The organism is Saccharopolyspora sp. 7B (assembly GCF_020177435.1).
Lineage (GTDB): Bacteria > Actinomycetota > Actinomycetes > Mycobacteriales > Pseudonocardiaceae > Saccharopolyspora_C > Saccharopolyspora_C gregorii.
The window spans coordinates 1-21,388 of sequence record NZ_JAIUKC010000179.1; the positions used below are offsets into that span (position 1 = coordinate 1).

17 protein-coding genes are annotated in these 21,388 nt (G+C 71.5%); 9 read left to right on the top strand and 8 right to left on the bottom strand.

Annotated features, from left to right (window positions below; all coding sequences use genetic code 11):
• Positions 1–1,313 precede the first annotated feature (1,313 nt).
• From LCD33_RS24300 to LCD33_RS24315, 4 genes are read left to right on the top strand one after another with little or no spacing between them, the layout of a single operon-like run.
• The gene (locus LCD33_RS24300) at positions 1,314–2,249 is read left to right on the top strand and encodes a hypothetical protein (protein WP_224963112.1); all 936 of its coding nucleotides are present in this window, start codon (positions 1,314–1,316) and stop codon (positions 2,247–2,249) included.
• Positions 2,246–3,484 (top strand): glycosyltransferase, encoded by a 1,239-nt coding sequence (locus LCD33_RS24305; RefSeq protein WP_224963114.1) that lies wholly within the window; start codon positions 2,246–2,248, stop codon positions 3,482–3,484. The genes LCD33_RS24300 and LCD33_RS24305 overlap by 4 nt, the downstream gene beginning before the upstream one ends.
• Positions 3,485–3,493: 9 nt before the next feature.
• Positions 3,494–4,456, top strand: a complete 963-nt coding sequence (locus LCD33_RS24310) for an alpha/beta fold hydrolase (RefSeq protein ID WP_224963116.1) — start codon at positions 3,494–3,496, stop codon at positions 4,454–4,456.
• Positions 4,453–5,826 (top strand): glycosyltransferase family 1 protein, encoded by a 1,374-nt coding sequence (locus tag LCD33_RS24315; protein ID WP_224978328.1) that lies wholly within the window; start codon positions 4,453–4,455, stop codon positions 5,824–5,826. Before LCD33_RS24310 ends, LCD33_RS24315 begins: the two co-directional genes overlap by 4 nt.
• Here the strand turns inward: LCD33_RS24315 and LCD33_RS24320 are convergent.
• The 5 genes from LCD33_RS24320 to LCD33_RS24340 form a co-directional block, all read right to left on the bottom strand.
• A complete protein-coding gene (locus tag LCD33_RS24320; protein WP_224978329.1) occupies positions 5,807–6,232 on the bottom strand; it encodes a peptidase inhibitor family I36 protein in 426 nt (141 codons plus the stop codon). The genes LCD33_RS24315 and LCD33_RS24320 overlap by 20 nt on opposite strands.
• Positions 6,233–6,419: 187 nt before the next feature.
• Positions 6,420–7,241, bottom strand: a complete 822-nt coding sequence (locus tag LCD33_RS24325) for an IclR family transcriptional regulator (protein ID WP_224961895.1) — start codon at positions 7,239–7,241, stop codon at positions 6,420–6,422.
• Between the two features lie 5 nt (positions 7,242–7,246).
• The gene (locus LCD33_RS24330; RefSeq protein WP_224961897.1) at positions 7,247–7,957 is read right to left on the bottom strand and encodes an iron-sulfur cluster assembly protein; all 711 of its coding nucleotides are present in this window, start codon (positions 7,955–7,957) and stop codon (positions 7,247–7,249) included.
• Positions 7,954–9,006, bottom strand: coding sequence for an amidohydrolase family protein (locus LCD33_RS24335; protein WP_224961899.1), 1,053 nt, complete (start codon positions 9,004–9,006; stop codon positions 7,954–7,956). Before LCD33_RS24335 ends, LCD33_RS24330 begins: the two co-directional genes overlap by 4 nt.
• Positions 9,007–9,030: 24 nt before the next feature.
• The gene (locus tag LCD33_RS24340; protein WP_224961901.1) at positions 9,031–10,059 is read right to left on the bottom strand and encodes an NAD(P)-dependent alcohol dehydrogenase; all 1,029 of its coding nucleotides are present in this window, start codon (positions 10,057–10,059) and stop codon (positions 9,031–9,033) included.
• A 246-nt stretch (positions 10,060–10,305) separates the two neighbouring features.
• Here LCD33_RS24340 and LCD33_RS24345 point away from each other — a divergent pair, with 246 nt between their 5' ends.
• The gene (locus tag LCD33_RS24345; RefSeq protein WP_224961903.1) at positions 10,306–11,961 is read left to right on the top strand and encodes an FAD-binding dehydrogenase; all 1,656 of its coding nucleotides are present in this window, start codon (positions 10,306–10,308) and stop codon (positions 11,959–11,961) included.
• A gap of 21 nt (positions 11,962–11,982) precedes the next feature.
• Here the strand turns inward: LCD33_RS24345 and LCD33_RS24350 are convergent, their stop codons facing one another.
• The 3 genes from LCD33_RS24350 to LCD33_RS24360 all read right to left on the bottom strand — a co-directional run bounded on the left by LCD33_RS24350 (position 11,983) and on the right by LCD33_RS24360 (position 15,095).
• Entirely contained in the window at positions 11,983–12,345 is a 363-nt protein-coding gene (locus LCD33_RS24350) for an SH3 domain-containing protein (RefSeq protein ID WP_224961905.1), read from the bottom strand.
• Positions 12,346–13,023: 678 nt separating this feature from the next.
• Positions 13,024–14,652 carry a cation acetate symporter gene (locus LCD33_RS24355; RefSeq protein ID WP_224961907.1) on the bottom strand — a complete coding sequence of 543 codons (1,629 nt, stop codon included), beginning with the start codon at positions 14,650–14,652 and terminating at the stop codon, positions 13,024–13,026.
• Positions 14,649–15,095 carry a DUF485 domain-containing protein gene (locus tag LCD33_RS24360; protein ID WP_224961909.1) on the bottom strand — a complete coding sequence of 149 codons (447 nt, stop codon included), beginning with the start codon at positions 15,093–15,095 and terminating at the stop codon, positions 14,649–14,651. Before LCD33_RS24360 ends, LCD33_RS24355 begins: the two co-directional genes overlap by 4 nt.
• 727 nt (positions 15,096–15,822) lie before the next feature.
• On the opposite strand from LCD33_RS24360, the gene LCD33_RS24365 reads away from it, so the two are divergent.
• The 4 genes from LCD33_RS24365 to LCD33_RS24380 all read left to right on the top strand — a co-directional run bounded on the left by LCD33_RS24365 (position 15,823) and on the right by LCD33_RS24380 (position 21,256).
• A complete protein-coding gene (locus tag LCD33_RS24365; protein WP_224961911.1) occupies positions 15,823–19,188 on the top strand; it encodes a sensor histidine kinase in 3,366 nt (1,121 codons plus the stop codon).
• A gap of 170 nt (positions 19,189–19,358) precedes the next feature.
• Positions 19,359–19,805, top strand: a complete 447-nt coding sequence (locus LCD33_RS24370; protein ID WP_224961914.1) for a roadblock/LC7 domain-containing protein — start codon at positions 19,359–19,361, stop codon at positions 19,803–19,805.
• 4 nt (positions 19,806–19,809) lie between these two features.
• Positions 19,810–20,631 (top strand): DUF742 domain-containing protein, encoded by an 822-nt coding sequence (locus LCD33_RS24375; protein ID WP_224961916.1) that lies wholly within the window; start codon positions 19,810–19,812, stop codon positions 20,629–20,631.
• Entirely contained in the window at positions 20,612–21,256 is a 645-nt protein-coding gene (locus LCD33_RS24380; RefSeq protein ID WP_224961919.1) for an ATP/GTP-binding protein, read from the top strand. The genes LCD33_RS24375 and LCD33_RS24380 overlap by 20 nt, the downstream gene beginning before the upstream one ends.
• Positions 21,257–21,388: the final 132 nt, after the last annotated feature.

Consider the following 21,388-nt stretch of genomic DNA (forward strand, 5'->3'; position numbering starts at 1 on the left):
TCGGTGCCGCCGTTGAACACCCCGGACACCGCGACCAGCACGATCGCGCCGGTCGCCAGCTTCGAGTAGCGCGGCAGCGGGGGGGCCCCCCGGCCCCCCCGGGGGGGGCCGGGGGCCCCCCCCGCGGGGCGGGGCCGCGCCCCCGCCCGCGCCCGCGGCCAGCAGTGCGGGAACGGCGAGCAGCGCCGGGGCTGCTCGGGTCGAGCGGCCGACGCCGGTGCTCGGCCGCCGGGCGGACGGGGAGGTGCGGCCGGTGGGTTCGGGCGCGGTCCCGGGGTCGGCGGGCATCGCAGCATCGTCCCACCCCCGGCAGGTCCGGGGGAGCGGTCCGCGGCTCACCGGGAACGGTTCAGGGTGTTGGTCCTATCACGATCCACCGGCGATTAGTTGATCTTGTTTGTGCGGTCGTCGCCCGCTGGCGTGCGTTTATTCCTGCGGCGCAACGATGTGCGCGGTTCGCAACGGCTGCGGCGACCGCGGCGGGAAACCGCTGTTCGTTGTGTTGCTGACAAGCGTCTCAGGGGTCTTGTTCTACAGTCGTGCACGTGGATCAAGCGGGAGGTAATGAGTGGGCGGGGTATGTGGCGCATACCCCGCCGCTGCTCGTGCCCGCGGATTCCCCGGAGGTGTGCGCCGTCGAGCGACCGAACCGGCACCGCCCGCGTTCGACCGTTCACGGCACGCATTCCCGATATCCGGTTCGAGGCTTCCGCGGGGCGCCCGCGCGTTTCGCGCGCGCGGGCCGTTCGCGGCTATTCGCTGATTGTTTCCCCGCGGGTTCTCGCGGAGCTGGAAGTCTTATCGCGCGGGCCGCGGTCGAACGGGAGCAGCGGGGCCCGGGTGTCGAACGGGGTGGTCCGGGTGATCCCTTGCGCGGAACGGACGATGCCGGGGGCGACGGGTCGTCGCTGCGGTGTTCGGTCGAATCGGACGCCGGTGTCCAGGGCGAACCGGTCGGATCGTCGGAAGTGCACCCGGGGGTGAGCGGGCCGGGGCCATCATGGGGTGGCGGGCCCGGGATCGCGGGGCCGCGGGAGCGGCCCGGTGCGGCGGACGAGCCGGATCAGGGAAATTGAGGGTGTGCCCCGATGTGGGGCGAACCCGCGATGCGCGAGATTGAGCGGTGTGGACGAACAGCACGGGCTGCCGGCGGCAGCAGCGACCAGGGGTGGAGCCGGTGGACGTCCGTTCGCGGGCGTCGTCACCGGTGGTGCGCGCCCGGTCGCGCACCGCGCAGACCGCGCCGGGCGGGGCCCGGCGAGGTCCGCGGCGCCCGGTGACCGGCAGGTGAGCTTCGTGGAGCGGGGTGCGCGGTGACCACACTCGCGGTGGCGCTGGCCGCGCTGGGCGCCTGCGGTTACGCCGTCGGCGCCCGGTTGCAGCACGGCGCGGTGCAGGACGCGATCGGCGACGACGGCTTGAAGGTGCGCAGCCAGGTGCGGCTGCTGCGCAACCAGCGATGGCTGCTGGGGCTGCTGGCGCTGGGCAGCGGGGCGCTGCTGCACGCCTGCGCGCTGGGGCTGGCGCCGCTGAGCGTCGTGCAGCCGGTCGGCGTGCTGGCGCTGCCGATCACCGTGCTGCTCAACGCCCGCCAGCAGGGCATCCGCACCCGCGACCTCAACGTGCACGTGGTGCTCTCGGTGCTGGCCGCGACCGGTGGTGTCGCGGCGTTCGTGTTCCTCGCGGCGGGCAGCGCTACCTCCACCCCGGTGATGCCGGACGACCAGCTGCTCGCCACTCAGCTGGTGGCGGGCACGGTGCTGGCGCTGGGCGTGGTCGGCCTGGTCACCAGGTCGAAGGTCCGCTGCATGGCCTACGCGGCGGGCTGCGCCGTCGCCTACGGGCTGGTCTCGCTGCTGGTGCGGGCGCTGGTCCAGCAGTTCGGCAGCGCGCCGCTGCTGAGCATCAACCCGCTGCCGCTGGTCGTGATCGTGGTGGCGATGGCGGTGGGCGGCTGGTTGCTGCAGCACGGCTACGCGAGCGGCCCCCCGGACCTGGTCGTGGCCTGCCTGACCGTGATCGACCCGCTCGTGGCGGTGGGCCTGGGCATCGGGCTGCTGGGTGAGGCCGATGCCGTGGACGGTGCGACCGCGATCGGCGAGCTGCTGTGCGCCGTGATCGCCTGCGCAGGCGTGTTCGCGCTCGCGCGGCACCATCCGGACACCCAAGATCGGCGAGTGCAAGCAACCGTGACCGGCGACGGCGACGCCGACGTTCGGCGGATACGTTCTGACGGGAGTTCAACTTGACTTCGCAACCGTTCGGCGGAGATCGGCTGCGCATCGTGATCGGCGCGGTGATGTACCCGCCCGAGGTGAACGGTGCGGCGAACTTCGGCCACCGGCTCGCGACCGGGCTGGCCCGCCGTGGCCACGACGTGCACGTGATCTGCCACTCGGTGGACCGCAACGAGAGCACCGGCGTCGAGGACGGCGTGACGGTGCACCGCGTCGCGTCCTACCGGACCCCGGCGCACCCGACGTTCCGGGCGTGCCCGCCGTGGCAGGCCTCGTCGGTCGCCGACCGATTGCTGCGCGAGATCCAGCCGGACATCGTGCACGTCCAGTCGCACTTCTTCATCGGCCGCGGCCTGATCAACGCCGCGCGCCGTCAGGGCATCGGGCTCATCGCCACCAACCACTTCATGCCGGAGAACATCTTCGGCTACGTGCGCATCCCGAAGGCCCTGCAGAAGGCGGGCGCGCGGTTGCTCTGGCACAACCTGATCAAGCACTACGGCAAGGCGCAGCTGGTGACCGCGCCCACGCCGCGCGCGGTGCAGCTGCTCCAGGACAACGGGTTCTCCCGGCCGGCGGTGCCGGTGTCCTGCGGCATCGACGTCGGGCGGTACCGGCGCCGGGCGCAGGAGCTGCGCAAGCAGGACCCGGACTCCGCGACCCGCACCGTCCTGTTCGTCGGCAGGCTCGACGAGGAGAAGCACATCGACGACCTGCTGCGGGCGATGGCGCTGCTCAAGACCGAGCACCCGACCCGCCTGGAGATCGTCGGCGACGGCAGCTGCCGCGAACCGCTGGGCGAGCTGGCGGCGGAGCTCGGCATCTCGGACCGGGTGCACTTCGCGGGCCTGGTCGACGAGGAGGAGCTGCTCGACGCCTACGCCAGGGCGGACCTGTTCTGCATGCCGAGCATCGCCGAGCTGCAGAGCCTCGCCACGATGGAGGCGATGTCCGCGATCACCCCGGTGGTGCTGGCGGACGCGATGGCGCTGCCGCACCTGGTCGAGGCGGGGGAGAACGGCTGGCTTTACCGGCCGCGGGACGTGCACGCCCTGGCGCACGCCATCGACGACGTGCTCGCGGACCGCGCCACCATCGACCGGATGGGCGCCGCCGGGGAGCGGCTGGTCAGCAGCAAGCACGACATCGACGCGGTGCTGGCCCGCTTCGAATCGATCTACCGGCACGCGCTCGCGCACGACGACGGGGTGACACCCGTCGAGCTGCCCGCCGAGCTGGCCAGCTGAGGAGCCGCCATGAGCAGCAGAACACCGGCACTGGGCACCGCGGCGCACGAGCAGGAGCTGCGGCCGGAATCGCAGGTGGCGCGGATCCAGGGTTCGGACCTGCACTTCTGGACCTACCGGTCGAGCGCTCCGGACGAGGCGCCGGAGACCTCGGAGCCGCCGGAGACCTCGGCGGACGAGGAAGCGGACCGGCTGATCGTGATGGTGCACGGACTGCGCGGCACCCACCACGGGCTGGAGCCGATCGTGGCGCGGCTGGGCGGTGGTCGCACCGTCGTCGTCCCGGACCTGCCGGGGTTCGGCGACTCCGGGCCGATGACCGGGCGCGCGCACGACGTGCCCGGCTACGCCGACGCGATCATCGAGCTCATCGAGCACCTCGGTGGGCGGGACCGGCCGGTGGTGCTGCTCGGGCATTCCTTCGGTTCGATGGTGGCTGCGCACGTCGTCTCCCGTGGTCCGGAGTTGGTGGAGCGGCTGGTGCTGGTCAACCCGATCTCGACGCCCGCGTTGCGTGGGCCGCGGGTGGTGCTGTCCTGGCTGACTTCGCTGTACTACGCCCTGGGCACCGCGTTGCCGTCGCGGCTGGGGCGGGCGCTGCTGGCCAACCGGCTGGTGGTGTGGGGCACCGGGCTGGCGATGTTGCGGACCCGCGACCCGGAGGTGCGCCGGTTCGTACACGACAGCCACCAGCGCCACTTCTCCCGCTTCCACAGCCCGGCGCTGCTCACCGAGACCTACGAGGCTTCGGTGACCGGCACGGTGGCCGACCACAGCGCGTCGCTGACGCTGCCGACGCTGCTGATCGCGGGGGAGTCCGACGACATCGCACCGCTGGCCGGGCAGCGCGAGCTCCTCGCGGGCCTGCCGGATGCCGAGCTGGTGGTGATCCCCGGCGTCGGGCACCTCGTGCACTACGAGACGCCGGCCGCCGCCGCGCACGCGATCGACCGCTTCTTGGGGGAGTCTTGAGCGCCCGGCCGACCGATCCGATCGAGCCGCACGAGCCGACGGGAACCACCGAACCGGCCGGAACCACCGAACCCACCGGACGCGCCGGGACCGCCGGTACGCCGGGCCCCGACGAGTCCCGCGATCCGGCGGACGGGGACGGGGAGCTCCCCGCTGGCGGTGGGCGGCCCGCGCGGGTGTTCGTGGACGCCCGCTGGACGCGCACCGACGCGCACGACGGCATCAGCCGGTTCGGTGCGGAGCTGATCCGCGCGCTGCACGCCCTGCACCCGGTGACGATGCTGATCAACGACCGGCGCCAGCTCGCGCTGCTGCCGGCGGAAGTGCCGCACATCAAGATCAACAGCCCGTTCTCGGTGCGGGAGCTGTCCCTGGCGAGCAGGCTGCACGCGCTGGGCGCGGACGTGGTGTTCAGCCCGATGCAGGTGATCGGCGGGTTCGGCCGACGCTACCGCCTGGTGCTCACGCTGCACGACCTCATCTACTACCGGCACCCGGAACCGCCCGGTTTCCTGCCGCTGCCGGTGCGGGTGATCTGGCGGCTGTACCACCGCGCCTACTGGCCGCAGCGGCTGCTGCTGAACCGGGCGGACGCGGTCGTCACGGTCAGCGAGACGACCCCGCGGCTCATCCGGCGCCACCGCCTGACCCGGCGGCCGGTGACGGTGGTGCCGAACGCGCCGTCCGGCCTGCCGGAGCCCGTCGACGCCGAGCAGGCCCCCGCCGGGCAGGTCCGCGAACTGGTCTACATGGGTTCGTTCATGCCCTACAAGGACGTCGAGACGCTGATCGCGGGGATGGGATCGCTGCCCGGGTACCGCCTGCACCTGCTGAGCCGCATCGCCCCCGCCCGGGAGGCGGAGCTGCGCGCCCAGGTGCCGTCCGGTTCGGACGTGGTGTTTTGGAACGGCATCGACGAGGACGCCTACCGGACGCTGCTGCGCGGGGCGGCGGCGCTGGTGACGGCCTCGCGGGACGAGGGCTTCGGGTTGCCGATCATCGAGGCGATGCATGCCGGAACTCCTGTCGTGTGCAGCGATCTGGAGATCTTCCGCGAGGTGACGGGTGGTCACGCCCGGTTCTTCCCGGTCGGGGACGTCGCGGCCTTCGTCGCGGCGGTGCGCGAGGTGGACGATCCCGAGCAGCGCGCCGAACTGGTGCGCGGCGGCTGCGAGCAGGCCGCTCGGTTCACCTGGGAGCGCTCGGCCCGGCGGCTGCTGCGCGTGCTGGTGCCGGGCGCGGCGGGAACGGCCGGGGGGGGGGGGGGGGGGGGGGGGGGGGGGGCGGGGGGGCGGGGGGGGGGGGGCGGGCGGGGCGGGGGCGGGGGCCCCCCCCCCCCCCCACGCCGGATCAGCGTGACCAGATCTTGATCGCTCGCGGCACGTAGTCGGACCGCGGCGCGTGCGAACCGGACGGGTAGGTGGCGAAGTCCGCGTGCGTGTCGCAGTCCGGGTCCTGGTACACCGTGACGGGTTTCCCGGTCTGGTTGGCGAAGGACTTCACCTCGGGCTCGGCCGGGAGTGCGACGCACTCCTCCACGGCGGTCGCGCGCAGTTCGGCGCGGTGTGGTTCGCCCTGGAGTTCGACGTGCGGGTAGGCGCAGAACGCGCCGTCCTGGCAGGGGACCGGTGTCGCGGGACCCGCGTTCGCGGCTCCGCCGAGCCCGCCCAGCGCGATGCCCAGCGCCAGCAACGGGATCAGCGCGGAGCGCCCTCTGGTCCACAGTGGACGAGTTCGGCGACGCGGGTTCGAGATCGTGGTGGCGGCAGCGGACATGCTGGATCTCCTTTCACAGCAAGGGGAATTCGGAAGAGGTGTCCTGTCGGCCCAAGACGTGGCCCGGACTAGATCCAGATTCCCGAAACCGTGGTGCGAGCGCCAGCACTTCAGCTGGATACACCCCGACCGAGTGGATTTCCGGTCTGGCGCCGCGCAGTGGCGGCGGCAGACCGGAGAACCCGGTTCAGCCCCTCGGCCGGCTCACCAGCGCGCGGGTCACCCGCACCGCGCCCTGCCGCACCGCGCGCTCGACCGCCCACCGCCGGGCGCGGAACTCCGCGATCGGCAGCGAGATCGCCACCGACGCGGTCACGCAGCCCGCCGGGTCGAACACCGGCGAGGCCATGCACGCCAGCCCCGGCTGGAACTCCGCGATCTCCAAGGCGATCTGCGACTGCCGCACGTGCGAGAGGTGCTCCTCCAGCGCCTCCCGGGTGCGGATCGTCGACGGCGTGCACGGCGTCATCCCGGCCTGCTCCAGGTACCGCGCCCGCTGCTGCTGCTCCATCGCCGCCAGCATGATCTTGCCGAAGGCCGTGGCGTGCGAGGCCTGGTGGAACCCCACGTCCAACGGCTGCACCCGAGGACGCCGGTCGGAGTCCTCCACGTGCGCGATGACCACCTCGGTGTCCCGGTAGATCGCGTAGTACGCGGCGGCGTCCGCGTGGTGGTGCAACCGGCGGATCGCCGCGGCGATCTCCGGCGGCACCGCGAGCTGCCGGGACAGGGCCTGCCCGAGGAAGCGGGCCTTGTAGCCCAGCGCGAACACCTTCTGGTCGGTCAGGTGCACCACGTGCCCGGCCTCCACCAGCGTCGTCAGCAGGTGGTACGTCGTCGGCAACGTCAGGTCGAGCTGGGCGGCGAGGGACTTGGCGCTCACCCCGCACGGGGAGGCCGCGATCGCCTCCAGCACGCGCAGTGCGCGGCCCACCGACTGCAACGTCCCCGCCGGCGCCTTGGCGCCGTTGTGCTGCGGATTCCGTCCGCCGGTGGGCAGCGCGTCCATGCTCCTCAATGTAGGCCAGGCCGGGCGGTTCCCCCGCCGGGCCCGTACCGGGTGTCGAGCAGGCCACGACACCAGCCGGCGTTGCCCTCGATACTGACCCGCGTGGTGCGGGCGAACCGCAACCGCGCGGACAGCCCCTCGACGGGCACGGGTGCGCCGGCGTCGTCGACCAGCAGCGGGGCGTCCGGCCCGGACGGCAGGCCCAGCTGGTCCCGCCGCCTGCGCAGCCGGTCCAGCGCCTGGCTCGGCGGCAGGTTGCCGAGCCGCACCTGCACCAGCTGCTCCAGCCCGGTGCCCGAGCGCAGCAGCTGCTGGGCCACCTGCTCCTGGTAGGCCAGGTGCGCCTTGCGCAGGAACGTGGTGCGCAGCTCCTCCAGCTCACCGGCCGCCAGCCCGGGGAACGCGGCGTCGAAACCGTCCCCGGCCGCGACGCCCGCGTTGATCTCCTCGGACGCGAAGTGGTCCAGCAACCGCACCCGCACCCGCCGCACCCACGGCAGCTCCGCCACCGCGTCGTGCGCGTCGGCGACCATCAAATAGGCGAAGTTCGGCGCGCAGAAGTAGGTGGGCAGCCGCAGGTCGACCTGCACGTCCGAGCGGTCCACCGCCACCCGCGACACGAACTCCAGGTCGGTGACCGGCTGGTCCAGCTCCGGGTCGAGCACCGCGTCCAGCGCCCGCCACACCTCGGTCTCCAGGTTCACGGCCGTGGTCATGACGACAGCACCTCCTGGTTCAGCTCGGAGGCGACCGGTTCGCGGCCGGCCGGGACCGCGGGTTCCGCGGCGCGCATCTCCGCGGGCACCTCGATGTCGTAGAGCCGCGCCGCGTTCAGGCCGAGGATCTTGCGCTTGACGTCGGTGGTCAGCACCCCGTACTCGTCCTGCATGTCCTCCGGGATCTGGAAGTCCACGAACTGCTCCACCAGCCACTTCGGCGTCCAGATCGCGTAGTCGCTGGAGAAGGTGATCCGGTTCTCGTCCAGCCAGAACAGCAGCTCACCGATGATCTGGGCGAAGTAGCGCGGCCGGTGGTGCATGAACGCCATGGCCACCGCGAGTCCGCCGTAGACGTTGGGCTCCTGGGTGGCGATCCAGCAGAAGTCCTCCAGCCGCGGCAGCCCGACGTGCTCCACGATGAAGTTCAGCTCCGGGAACGCCGAGGCCACGTCGTCGACGTCGGCCACGTCGAACGCGTCCCGGTTCAGCGGGTAGATCGTCGGTCCCTTGTGGATGTGGATGTTGCGGATGCCCAGCTCCTGGCACTTCTCCAGGTACCGGTACGACCACGGGTCGGTCAGCTTCCAGCCCTTGGACTCGCCCTTCCACTCCGCGGTGTAGAGCTTGGTGCCCTTGAGCTGCCAGCGCTCCGCCAGCCGTTCCAGCGCGCCCAGCCCGGCCTCGCCGTCCCGCGGGTCCCAGCCGCCGTTCACGATGAACTTGTCCGGGTGCTTCTCGGCGAGCGCACCGTCCTGCTCGGTGGTGTTGAAGCCGTTGACGAAGAAGTCGGTGAGGTAGGTCGGCTGGAAGATGGCCTTGTCGACGTACCCGACCTCGAACAGGTCGTGGAGGATCTTCTCCTCGCTCTGCTTCTGGAACTGCTCGTGCGTCCAGATCTCCGACTCCGGGCTCAGGTTCCGGTGGTAGTCGAAGAAGCAGTTCAGGAAGCCCTCGCCGTAGCGGTTGGCCTGGTTGGCCGGCGTCCCGTCCCACGCGTGGATGTGGCTGTCGACGATGAAGTACTTCGTTCCGTCCTTCTCATACATGGCGAACCTCCGTGGTGGGGCGGGTCAGGGGACGAGGATGGCGCGGCCGCCGGGGATGCGACCCGAGTCGAGGTCGTCGAGCGCGTCCAGCGCGGCGTCGAGCGGGTAGGTGCGGGTGCGCAGCGAGACCTTGCCCTGCGCGGTGAGCGTCATCAGCTCGTCGAGGTCGAGGTACGAGCCGACGAGGTTGCCGACCACGTTGATCTCGCGGGAGATGACGTCGATGGTGGGCACGTCGAGCCGGCCGCCGTAGCCGATGACGAAGTACGAACCGGCGTCGCGGGTCATCGCGATCCCGTCCGCCTCGGTGCCGTTCTCGCCGACGAAGTCGAGCACCACCTCGGCGCCCTTCCCGCCGGTGATGTCCCGGACCGCGTCGACCTGACCGCCGTCGGCCCGGACGGCGTGGTGCGCGCCGAGCTGCTCGGCGAGCCGCAGCGCCTCCGGGGAGCGGTCCACCACGGTGATCTCGGCCGGGGTCAGCGCCACCAGGGACTGCAACCCGATGTGGCCGAGCCCGCCCGCGCCGATCACCACCACGTGCGCGCCCGGGTGCAGCAGCGGCACCGCCTTGCGCACCGCGTGGTAGGCGGTGAGCCCGGCGTCGGCGAGCGCGGCCACCTCGGCGGGTTCCAGCCCGTCGTCCAGCTTGACGACCGAGCGGGCGTTCGTGCGCAGCAGCTCCGCCATGCCCCCGTCGGTGTCGATGCCGGGGAACAGCGAGTTCTCGCAGTGCACGTCGTCCCCACCACGGCAGGGGCGGCACAGGCCGCAGGTGACCAGCGGGTGCAGGATGACCTTGTCACCGGGCCGCACGTTGCTCACGGCGCTGCCGACCTCGCGGACCGTTCCCGCGTTCTCGTGCCCGATGATGTAGGGCAGCGCGACGCCGCTCTTGTCGGCCCACTGCCCTTCGATGATGTGCAGGTCGGTGCGGCACACGCCCGCCGCCCCGACTTCGACCAGCACGTCCAGCGGTTCCCGCACGGCCGGATCGGGAACCGATTCGACCACGGGTCTCTCGCCGTAGGCGTGCACTCTGACCGCTCGCAACGCGGACTCCTCTCCGTTGAGCTGTGTCCTGGTTCACAGGCTGGCCGGAACGTCCCGCGACGTGGAAGAGGCGTTGTCAGATGCTGATAACCGCATGTCCGCCACCTGGTGGCGGCAGCTCCTTGAGCGGTTCAGCCCAACGTCCACCGCCGAACGCGGGAGCGGGCGCCCGCGGACTGGTGTCGGGGATGGCGCGGCGGCCTATAGTTCGCAGAGCTTCCGACCGGGTGAGCAGAGGAGTCGCTGGTGGCGTTCGACGCCGATGTCATCGTGGTGGGTGCCGGACTGGCCGGACTGGTCGCGACCGCCGAGCTGGCCGACGCCGGCCGCCGCGTGCTGCTGCTCGACCAGGAACCCGAGGCCTCGCTGGGCGGGCAGGCGCACTGGTCCTTCGGCGGCCTGTTCCTGGTGGACTCCCCGGAACAGCGCAGGCTCGGCGTGCACGACTCCCGCGAGCTGGCCTGGCAGGACTGGCAGGGCACCGCCGGGTTCGACCGCGCCGACGACCACTGGCCGCGCCGCTGGGCCGAGGCCTACGTGGACTTCGCCGCCGGGGAGAAGCGGTCCTGGCTGCGGCAGCAGGGGCTGTCGCTGTTCCCGCTGGTGCAGTGGGCCGAGCGCGGCGGATCGCTGGCCACCGGGCACGGCAACTCGGTGCCCCGCTTCCACATCACCTGGGGGACCGGGCCCGGAGTGCTGGAGCCGTTCCTGCGCCGCGTGCGCGCCGCCGAGGAGCGCGGCCGGGTGGAGCTGCGCTTCCGGCACCGGGTCACCGGGTTGACCACCACCGGCGGTGCCGTGGACGGGGTGCGCGGCGAGGTGCTGGAAGCCAGCGGGGTGTCCCGCGGCCAGCGCAGCTCCCGCACCGCGATCGGCGAGTTCGACCTGCGCGCGCAGGCCGTCGTGGTCACCTCCGGCGGCATCGGCGCGAACCTGGACCTGGTGCGGCGGAACTGGCCCGCGCGGCTCGGACCCGCCCCGGAGAAGATGATCGCCGGGGTGCCCGACCACGTGGACGGGCGGATGCTGGAGGTCGTCGGCGACACCGGTGGCCGCATCATCAACTCCGACCGGATGTGGCACTACACCGAAGGAATCCGCAACTACGATCCGGTGTGGACCGACCACGGCATCCGCATCCTGCCAGGACCGTCCTCGTTCTGGATCGACGCGCTCGGCCGCAGGCTGCCGCCGCCGCTGTTCCCCGGTGCGGACACCCTGGCGACCCTGGCGCACATCGGCTCCACCGGCCACGACCACACCTGGTTCGTGCTCAACCGGCGCATCATCAGCCGCGAGTTCGCGCTGTCCGGTTCGGAGCAGAACCCCGACCTCACCGGCCGCAACGTCGCCGAGGTGCTCGCCCGCGGCGGGGAGGTGACGCCGGGCCCGGTCGCCGAGTTCGTCAAGCGCGGCGCCGACTTCGTCACCCGGCGCACGCTGCCGGAGCTGGTGCGCGGGATGAACGAGCTGACCGGCGCGGACCTGATCGACGCCGAGCGGCTGGAGCGGGACATCGTGGCACGGGACCGGCAGGTCACCTCCGGGCTGGGCAAGGACGCGCAGATCTCGCTGATCCGCGCCGCCCGGCACTACAGCGTGGACCGGCTGGTGCGGGTCGCCCCGCCGCACCGGTTGCTGGACCCGGCGGCGGGTCCGCTGGTGGCGGTCCGGCTGACGCTGCTGACCCGCAAGACCCTCGGCGGGGTCGAGACGGACCTGGACGCGCGGGTCATCGGCGCGGGCGGCTCGCCGCTGCCGGGGCTGTACGCGGCCGGTGAGGTGGCCGGGTTCGGCGGCGGTGGCATGCACGGATACCGCTCGCTGGAGGGGACCTTCCTCGGCGGCTGCCTGTTCTCCGGGCGCACCGCCGGGCGGGCGGCCGCCCGGGCCACCGCCTGACCGGCCCGGTCCGCGCGGCGGTCACAGGAAGCAGGAGCTGACGTAGCCGGTGACCCGGGTGCGCCGGTCCAGCACCTGCGACCAGGTGTGCCGCGTGCGGCCGTCCGGGCAGGTCACCCGCTCGCCCTCGACCTCCCGGCGCTGCACCACCCGATCGCCCGGGTTGCCGACGCCCACCACCACCGACGACGTGCCGGGACCGGCCCGCAGGTTCACCCCCGGCACGCGGAAGTCCTCGGCGCGGTCGGGACCGGCGTCCCGGCTCAGCTCGGCGAGCCGCTGGCCGAATTCGAAGACGAAGTGCGCGACTCCGGCCCCCAGGCCGTGCACTTGCAGCACCAGTGCGGCGACTCCCGCCAGCACGGCGTTCCGGATCGTGTGCATGATTTTCCCCCTGGCTCCCGCGCCGGGCCGAACGCTCCCGGCCGGGAGTTTCGCGAAGAGATCGTTCCGACGTTTCCCCCGTAGCCGAACCAATCAACGCGCCGTTCATCTTATCGGCCGCGGAGGGTTCGCCGGGAGTGTCCGATCGTGTGCTTCGGGGAATGTGCCGACGCCTGCCGAACTCCGAAAAGAATTCGCGCTAGGACAGCGGTGAGCGATCACGATTACTTCGCAAGTGTCCACGATGCGGTGAACTGAATCGTCAGGTTCACCGCTGAGTGACCACATCGCGGTGGCGGTTAAGCTTCCCGCCGAGTGCGGCGGCATTCCGGCGAGCCCGCCGCGGACCGACGCGGAACCGTGCCGCCGAGCCGGAGCGGACCGGAGGAAACGATGGACGACGCGGATCCCTGGGACGGTTTGGCCGTTCCCGCCGGGTTGTGCCGGTACTGCGAGCACCCCTCGCTGAACCGCACGCGACGAGGCGTCACGTACATGCGGTGCACCCGAGCCGGATGGGATGAGCGGATTCCGCGCTATCCGGGGCTGCCGGTCGCGGAATGCGTCGGATTCGAACCCCGGACGGGATCCTGACGACCGCTCCGGGGGAAAGCGGCGCCGTCCGGACCGGCGCGGACGCGCCCGGAGCCGCACCTCCGGACGCCCCGCGGGAGCGGGTCAGCCCTTGCCCGCGCCGATCCCGGTCAGCGAGCGGACCTCCATCTCGGCCCGCCGGTCCTCATCGGGCGTCTCCTCGCTGAACAGCGTGCCGATCGCGGCGAACAGGAACGAGATCGGGATGGACACGATGCCCGGGTTGCGCAGCGGGAACAGCGCGAAGTCCACCCCGGGGAAGATGGAGTCCGGCGAGCCGGAGACCACCGGGGACAGCACGACCAGCACCAGGCAGGACACCAGTCCGCTGTAGATCCCCCACAAGGTTCCCGAGGTGTTGAACCGCCGCCAGAACAGCGAGTACAGCAGCGTGGACAGGTTCGCCGAGGCCGCGAACGCGAACGCCAGCCCCACCAGGAACGCGATGTTCTGCCCGTTGACGGCGATGCCGCCCAGGATCGACACCCCGCCGATGGCCAGCGCCGTGTACCGCGCGACCCGCACGACCTGGCCGGAGTCGGCGTTGCCGTCCCGGATCAGGTTCGCGTAGATGTCGTGGGCGAACGAGGCCGACGCGGTCAGGGTGAGCCCGGCGACCACCGCGAGGATGGTCGCGAACGCGACCGCGGCCACGATGCCCAGCAGGAACGTGCCGCCCACCTGGTAGGCCAGCAGCGGGGCCGCCGAGTTCTCCCCGCCGGGGGCGTCGAGGATGGTCGGGGTGCCGACCAGCGCCGCCGCGCCGAACCCGATGATCAGGGTGCACAGGTAGAACGCGGACATCGTCCACACCGCCCACACGACCGAGCGGCGGGCCTCCTTCGCGTTCGGCACCGTGTAGAAGCGCATCAGCACGTGCGGCAGCCCGCCGACGCCGAGCACCAGGGCCAGCGACAGCGAGACGAAGTCCAACCTGGTCATCGAGGACAGCCCGTACTGCACGCCCGGCGCGAAGATGTCCCGGCCGTTCGGGTTGTTCTCGGCGGCGTGGACCAGCAGCTTCGACGGGTCGTAGCCGAACTTCCCGATCAGGAAGATCGTCATCATCCCGACGCAGAGGAACAGCAGCGCGGCCTTCACGATCTGCACCCACGTGGTGCCCTTCATGCCGCCGACCAGCACGTACAGCACCATGACGACGCCGACGACGGCGATGACGATCGCCTGGCCGCCCGCGCCGTGCACGTCGAGCAGCAGGGCCACGAGCCCGCCGGCCCCGGCCATCTGCGCGATCATGTAGACGAAGGTGATGGCCAGCGTGGAGACGGCGGCCGCGGCGCGGACCGGGCGCTTGCGCATCCGGAAGCTGAGCACGTCGCCCATGGTGAACCGGCCGGTGTTGCGCATCCGCTCGGCGATGAGCAGCAGGTTGATCAGCCAGGCGACCAGGAATCCGATGGAGTACAGGAAGCCGTCGTAGCCGTGCACCGCGATCGCCCCCGCGATGCCGAGGAACGAGGCGGCGGAGAGGAAGTCGCCGGAGAGCGCGATGCCGTTCTGCGCGCCGGTGAACGAGCCGCCCGCGGCGAAGTAGTCGGCGGTGGTGCTGCGGCGGCTGCTGACCCGGTAGACGAGGAACAGGGTGAGCAGCACGAACCCGGCGAAGATCGCCGTGTTGACCGCGGGCCCGTCGGCGGGCAGCAGCGAGCCGCCCGGGGAGTCCTGCGCGACGGCGGGGAGGGGGTGGTTCATCGCCGGTCACCGTCCGCGGCCGGCGCGGTGGAGGCGTCCACTTCGGCGCGCAGCTCTTCGACGAGGGGGTCGACGGAGCGTTCGGCGAAGCGGACGTAGGCGGTGGTGATGAGCACCGTGGACACGAACTGCCCGATTCCGAGCAGCAACCCGATGTTGATCAATCCGAGCACGGGGCGGGCCATCAGCTCGGTCTGATAGGCGGCGAGCAGGACGTAGCCGAGGTACCAGACGAGGAATAACGCGGTCATCGGAAATACGAACCTGATCACCTTCCGGCGCAGGTCGTGGAATTCGGCGCTGGACGCGATGGCCGGGTAATCCGGACCGGTTCGCAGCGTGATGTCGGTGCTGCGCTCGATTCCGGCGAAGGGTTTCGGGGTTTGCCTCCGCGCCCGGTGCTGCGGGTAAGCGCGTATTGCGGTTCGAGTGGCGTCGCTCATGCTTCCTTCCCGGAAGTTCTCTGTTCGGGTCGGTCGGAACTCGGGGGACCCGGTGGATGCGATGTCGAAGCTCAGCGGCGGCGAAGTTAACCACCTCTCTGCCGCAATTGGGAAGAGATGTCGCCACACAGGATGACGGATCGATCACGAAGAGTGATGAACGTGGGGTGCCTCAGGCGTCCCGTGACACGTCCGGTTGAACCTCGACCACACGGCTGCTCGCGGCGGCGAAGGTTTTCCGGGAGCGCCGACAGCGATCGTCCGGAGGTGAACCTGCTTCCGCGCAGTGAAAAATTCCTCGTTCCGGTAGGTGCGGAGCCGTCCCCGGAAGACGTGACGTGCGGTGTTGCTCGGAGTCGATTGCGCCGAAAACGCCCTCCGCTGTTTCCCGGGGGCAGGGTTTATAGTGCAGGCACCCGAAAGCAGACCGCCTCCTCTTCCTTCGCCCCGGTTAGGTGTCCGTGTCCGGAATGCCGTCAGTCCCGGCACAGCCCGTAGCGATCGGTTCGGTAACGCTCGGTCTCGCTGGAGCCACCGCACCGATACGGTTCTGTGCTGGAAGTTCGCCCCGCCGACTACGAGCCTGCCCGCCGCCGGACCGCTTTCCCCCCGACAACCCAGACGACGATTGCGGGATCACACGCATGCGCCGTTCCCCGACGCCAAGTTCACTCGAAAGAGGTCGCCTGCTGAGCAGGGCCGACCGGCCGACGCCGAGGTGGTGCTCGTGACGGCGTCGACTCCCCCGCGCGAGCGGGCACGGTTAGGCCAGTGGCGGAACTGGAGCCTCTCGGTCAAGTTCGCCGCGGTCGTGCTGGTCCCGGTGATCTTCGCGGTCGGCCTCGGCATCTCCCAGATCCGCTGGCAGGTCGACCAGGCCAACGAGTACGAGCGCGTCGCGCACGTGCTGGACGGCGCGCAGAAGGTCGAACCCCTCGTCGCCGCGCTGCAGAACGAGCGCAACGCCGCCGTTCTGATCAACAACGCCGAGGAGCTGGACCGGCGGGTCGCCGAAGTGGACGCCGCCTTCGCCACCGTCGACGAGGAGATCGGGCACTCCGCCGGTCCCGGTGAGATCGACTACGGCCAGATCGTCGACGACCGCCACCACGAAGTGCACACCGCGCTCGAACAGCTCGACGGCGCGCGCGAAGCGGTCCGCCGCGAATCGCTGTCCACCCCCGACACCATCAACGCCTACAGCGCCGCCATCACCTCGGTGCTGTCCCTGGACCGCGCGCTCACCAGCACCGTGTCCGAGCCGACGCTGGCCGCCACCGCATCGGCGCTGCAGGACATGCTCGCCATGATGGAAGAGGTCCGGCTCCAGCAGGCCTGGGTGCTCAGCGGACTCTCCCAGGGCCAGCTGGCGCCGCAGTCCGGCGACGCGCTGCAGGGCTCCCGCGCCCGGCTCGTCTCCAAGATCGCCGACGCCCGCGCCACCGTCGCTCGGCACTGGCAGGAGCGCCTGGACGCGACCACGCAGGGTCCGGAGATCGTGCAGCGCAACGCGATGCTCACCCAGGTCCTGATGGCCGGGATGAGCGGTGGCGAGCTGCCGGTGACCGCGGCCCAGTGGAACGACATCTCCGACCAGGTGGTCGGGCTCATCGACGACGGCCACAACGACCTCGCCGACGAGGTCCGCGCCGGGGCGAGCGAACTCCGCGAGGACGCGGGCAACGCGGCGGGCTGGGACTCGGCGCTGCTGCTGGCCTCGCTCATCATCGCCGCCGCGGTGATCACCACGATCACCCGCCAGCTGATCGGCTCGCTGCGCCTGCTCCGGCAGGGCGCGCTCGACGCCGCCCAGCACGGGCTGCCGGACGCCGTCGCGGGCATCCGGTCCGGTGAGGAGGCCCGCGAGCTGCGGCCGCTGCCGGTCCGGACGACCGAAGAGGTCGGCCAGGTGGCGCGCGCCTTCGACGAGGTGCAGGCGCAGGCGCTGCGGCTCGCCGCCGAGCAGGCCTCGCTGCGGCACGGCTACAGCGAATCGTTCGTCGGCGTCTCCCGCCGGAGCCAGGGCCTGCTGGAACGCCAGCTGCGGCTGTTCGAGCAGCTGGAGCAGGACGAGGAGGACCCGGACCAGCTGTCCCGGCTGTTCCAGCTCGACCACCTCGCGACCCGGATGCGCCGCAACAACGAGAACCTGATGGTGCTCTCCGGCAGCGACCTGGCGCGGCGGTTCGTCCGGCCCACCGAGCTCGGCGACATGCTGCGCGCCGCGGTCTCCGAGATCGAGCAGTACCCGCGGGTCGTCGTGCAGCCGCCGCCGCAGGTGCGGCTGCTGGGCCACGCGGCCAGCGACCTGGTGCGGCTGATGGCCGAGCTGATGGACAACGCGGCGAACTTCTCCGCGCCCGACACCTCGGTCACCGTCTCCAGCTACCAGGCCGGCGACGGGTCGATCACCGTGGACGTGCTCGACGAGGGCATCGGCATGGGCGACCAGGAACTGGCCGCCGCCAACGAGCGGCTGTCCCGGGTCGACGAGAACGACCTGGCGACCTCGCGCCGGATGGGCCTGTTCGTGGTCTCCCGGCTGGCACTGCGCCACGGCGTCACCGTGCAGCTGCACGGCGGCCCCGATGTGGACGGTGTGCGGGCCACTGTGAACATCCCCGCCGAGCACGTGGTGGCGGGCGCGTCCGTCCCGCAGCAGCCCACGCCTGCGATGGGCGGGCAGCGCAACGGCGTGGCGCACCACGACATGCCGACCTCCGGTTCCTTCGGGACCGGCCCGCAGCCGATGACGTCCGCCCTCGACGGTGCGCAGCACGACGACACCGGGTTCGTGTGGAACGCGGGCGGCGAGACCGGGTTCAGCACCGCCGAGACCGGGTTCAGCACGGCGGAGGGCGAGACCGGCTTCAGCACGGGCACCGGATTCGCGGCCGAGACCGGCTTCGCGGCCGAGACCGGGTTCAGCACCGGCTTCGGCACCGCGGACCCGGTCGGTCCCGGCGGCGCCGACCCGGCGGAGACCGGGTTCAGCACGGCGGAACCGGACGGCGAGCGGAACACGTTCAACACCGGCTTCCTCACGCCCGGCGACACGTCGAACTCCCCGCTGCCGAAGCGGGAACCGGCGGCCGGCCTCGTCGGCCCCTCGCAGCAGGAGTCCGCGGGCGACCTCGGCAGCCTGTTCACCCCGGTGGACATCCCGGAGCAGGCCGACTCGCACGACTTCGCCGCGGACTGGACCTCCTCGGACCTGGCGTGGCCGCCGGCGCCGGAGGACGCCCCGGCCGCCGCGGACGACGCCTCGTCGCCGATCTTCGAAGAGGTCTCCACCCAGTGGTTCCAGCCCATCACGGACGAGGACCTCGACGAGTACTCCCGCGAGCAGGAGGCGCGCCGGGAATGGCCCGGTGACGAGCAGGCGACGTCCATCATGGACAGCGGTTCCTGGTCGTTCACCGCGGATTCCGCGGCGGAGGCCGAAGCCGAGGCGAAGGCCGCGGAGGCCGTCGACGCCCCGGAACCCGGCTTCACCGACTCCGGCCTCCCGCGGCGGAACGGCAGCGGCCCCGCCGAGGAACCGGTGGTGCACGTCGACGAGCACGACCCGCTCGGCATCGGCGAGCTCGACCAGGACCGCGCGGACGCGGCCCCCGCCGCGGGTTCCCCGGCGGAGCGCAGCCCGCAGGAGCTGAGCCGCAGACTGGCCGACCTGCAGGGCGGCCTGCGTTTCGGGAGGAACGGCGCCATGACCTCGTCGTCGCAGGACGGTTCCGACCCGGGCCCCGCGCAGGCGGACGGCCCGGACCTGCCGGCCGGGAGCTCCAGCCGGATCGCCGACGACGAAACCCCGGCGGCGAACGGGAACGGGAACGGCGGCTGGACCTTCGCGACCGACGAGTCCTGGCGCCAGGCCGAAGCCGTCACGAACCTCAGCCCCACCTCGTTCACCGAGTCCGGGTTGCCCCGCCGCACCCCCAAGGCGCAGCTGGCCCCGGGCAGCGCGCAGGCCGGTCCGAGCAGGCCGGAGGGCCAGCGCCCCGAACGGGACGCGAGCGCGCTGCGCGGCAGGTTGTCCAGCTTCCAATCCGGTGTCGAGCGCGGCAGGCACCGGGCGCCGGACGAGTCGTAGGGAGGGCGCGTGCGGAACTCGAACGTCGTCGTTGATGGTCCCCACCGGAAGAAGGAGCGCTAGCCAGGCCACTGAGGGCGCGGAGGACCGCGTCCGGTTCCACCGATTCGGCAACACGGAGTCGTTCGGACAGACCTCGGCGATTCCACGACCACAAGCCAGGAGGTTGCATGACTCCCCAGGAGACGATGTCCCGGCGGTTCGGGTGGCTGGTGACGGACTTCACCCAGCGCGTCGCCGGCGTGGCGCACGCGATCGTGGTGTCCGCGGACGGACTGCTGCTGACCGCTTCGGCGAACCTGCCGCAGGACCGCGCGGAACAGCTCGCCGCGGTCTCGTCCGGTCTGCTGAGCCTGACCAACGGTGCCGCGAAGTGCTTCGAAGCGGGCGAGGTCACCGAGACCATCGTGGAGATGCAGTACGGCACGTTGATCCAGATGGGCATCAGCGACGGTTCCTGCCTGACGGCGCTGGCGGCGCCGCAGTGCGACATGGGCCTGATCGCCTACGAGATGGCGATGCTGGTGGAACGCGTCGGCCAGATGCTCACCCCGGAGCTGCGGCACCAGCTGCAGGGCGCGAGGAATCCGTTCTCCCGCCCGGCCGCGGTGAGGTGACGCGATGAGCGATCCGGAGTTCGGCGAGCAGGACCGAAGACGGGACGAGCCGGACGAGAACACCTTCGCCGACGTGATGAACGGGTTCACCTTCGACAGCGGCCGCGGCAGGCGCGGGCGCCGGAAGAAGGCGGACCAGGCGGAGGACTCGGCCGCCGAGCAGGGCCCGGGAGACGCGGGTGCACCGCAACCCCAGTCGGGGCAGCCGCACTCCCGGCGACCCACCGCCCGGCCTCCAGCGGATCCGTTCGACCGGCGCGATCCGTTCGAAACCCCGCTGGAGTGGGAAACGCAAGGCCCGACGTACCGCGAACCGGACGCGGACTGGGGCGGGTCCCCGGAACCCGGTTCGGGGACGGCGGGATCGGCTCCGTGGACCGTCGGGGGGCAGCCCGCGGGCCGACCGGAAGCGGGGGGTGGTGAACCGGTGCCGGAACAGTCCAGGGGGGCGTTCGGCGCACCGGAGCGAGAACCGGAGCCGCAGGCCGAGGTTCCCGCGGCCATCCGCTCGTACACCTGGACCGGTGGCCGGACCAGGTCGAACTACGAGCTGCAAATGGAGACGCTCGTGTCCACGAGCGAGGCCTACCGGCCTGGCTCGGCGGGGCGGATGGAACACGAGTCGATCGCTGAAATGTGCCGGCATCCCAGGTCGGTGGCCGAAGTCGGAGCGCTGCTCTCCGTTCCGATCGGGGTGGCTAGGGTGTTGCTGGCCGACATGGCGGAACTGGGGATGGTCACCGTGCACCAGACGGTGACCGAAAGCGGTAGCGCACCACACCTGTTGTTGATGGAAAGGGTATTGAGTGGACTCCGTCGGCTATAGAGCTCCCCAAGGAGGCGCTCGGGGGCCGGTCGCCCCCCAGCGCGGTGCCACGACCTCGGCGAAGATCGTCGTCGCGGGCGGATTCGGTGTCGGCAAGACGACGTTCGTCGGCTCCGTCTCCGAGATCGTCCCGCTGACCACCGAGGCGGTGATGACGGAGGCCAGCGCGGGCGTGGACGACCTCGCGGCCACACCGGACAAGAGAAGCACCACGGTCGCGATGGACTTCGGCCGCATCTCGCTGGATTCGGACCTGATCCTGTACCTGTTCGGCACGCCCGGGCAGCAGCGCTTCTGGTTCATGTGGGATGACCTGGTCAAGGGCGCGATCGGCGCGGTGGTGCTGGTCGACACCCGGAGGCTGGCGGATTCGTTCTCCGCAGTGGACTTCTTCGAAGACCGCGGGCTGCCCTACCTGATCGCGGTGAACTGCTTCAACGGCGAACTGCAGCACCGCATGGAGGAGATCCGGGAGGCGATGGCGATCGGGCCGCACGTGCCGATCGGACCGTGCGACGCCCGGGACCAGCAGTCCACCAAGCAGGCGCTGATCGCCTTGGTGCAGCACGCGATGCGGCACTGGCAGCAGCAGGGGCAACCGGGCGGTCAGCAGATCGCGCGGTGAGTCCCGCGGCGGACCGGCCCGCGCGCCGGTGACGGGGAACTCCCCGGCCGGGTCGCGGGTGGTGGGTCGTACAACTCGATCGAGCGAGTGGGCGAGCGCGCCTGCGGAGCGGATGACCGCTCTGCGGCGCGC

What these genes read in the sequence shown, in the direction of transcription:
- LCD33_RS24325 (WP_224961895.1), bottom strand. Translation starts at nt 7,241, where the DNA reads ATGGACGCGCTGCCCACCGGCGGACGGAATCCGCAGCACAACGGCGCC.
- LCD33_RS24355 (WP_224961907.1), bottom strand. Translation starts at nt 14,652, where the DNA reads ATGAACCACCCCCTCCCCGCCGTCGCGCAGGACTCCCCGGGCGGCTCG.
- LCD33_RS24320 (WP_224978329.1), bottom strand. Translation starts at nt 6,232, where the DNA reads ATGTCCGCTGCCGCCACCACGATCTCGAACCCGCGTCGCCGAACTCGT.
- LCD33_RS24335 (WP_224961899.1), bottom strand. Translation starts at nt 9,006, where the DNA reads ATGTATGAGAAGGACGGAACGAAGTACTTCATCGTCGACAGCCACATC.
- LCD33_RS24350 (WP_224961905.1), bottom strand. Translation starts at nt 12,345, where the DNA reads ATGCACACGATCCGGAACGCCGTGCTGGCGGGAGTCGCCGCACTGGTG.
- LCD33_RS24375 (WP_224961916.1), top strand. Translation starts at nt 19,810, where the DNA reads ATGAGCGATCCGGAGTTCGGCGAGCAGGACCGAAGACGGGACGAGCCG.
- LCD33_RS24310 (WP_224963116.1), top strand. Translation starts at nt 3,494, where the DNA reads ATGAGCAGCAGAACACCGGCACTGGGCACCGCGGCGCACGAGCAGGAG.
- LCD33_RS24370 (WP_224961914.1), top strand. Translation starts at nt 19,359, where the DNA reads ATGACTCCCCAGGAGACGATGTCCCGGCGGTTCGGGTGGCTGGTGACG.
- LCD33_RS24330 (WP_224961897.1), bottom strand. Translation starts at nt 7,957, where the DNA reads ATGACCACGGCCGTGAACCTGGAGACCGAGGTGTGGCGGGCGCTGGAC.
- LCD33_RS24360 (WP_224961909.1), bottom strand. Translation starts at nt 15,095, where the DNA reads ATGAGCGACGCCACTCGAACCGCAATACGCGCTTACCCGCAGCACCGG.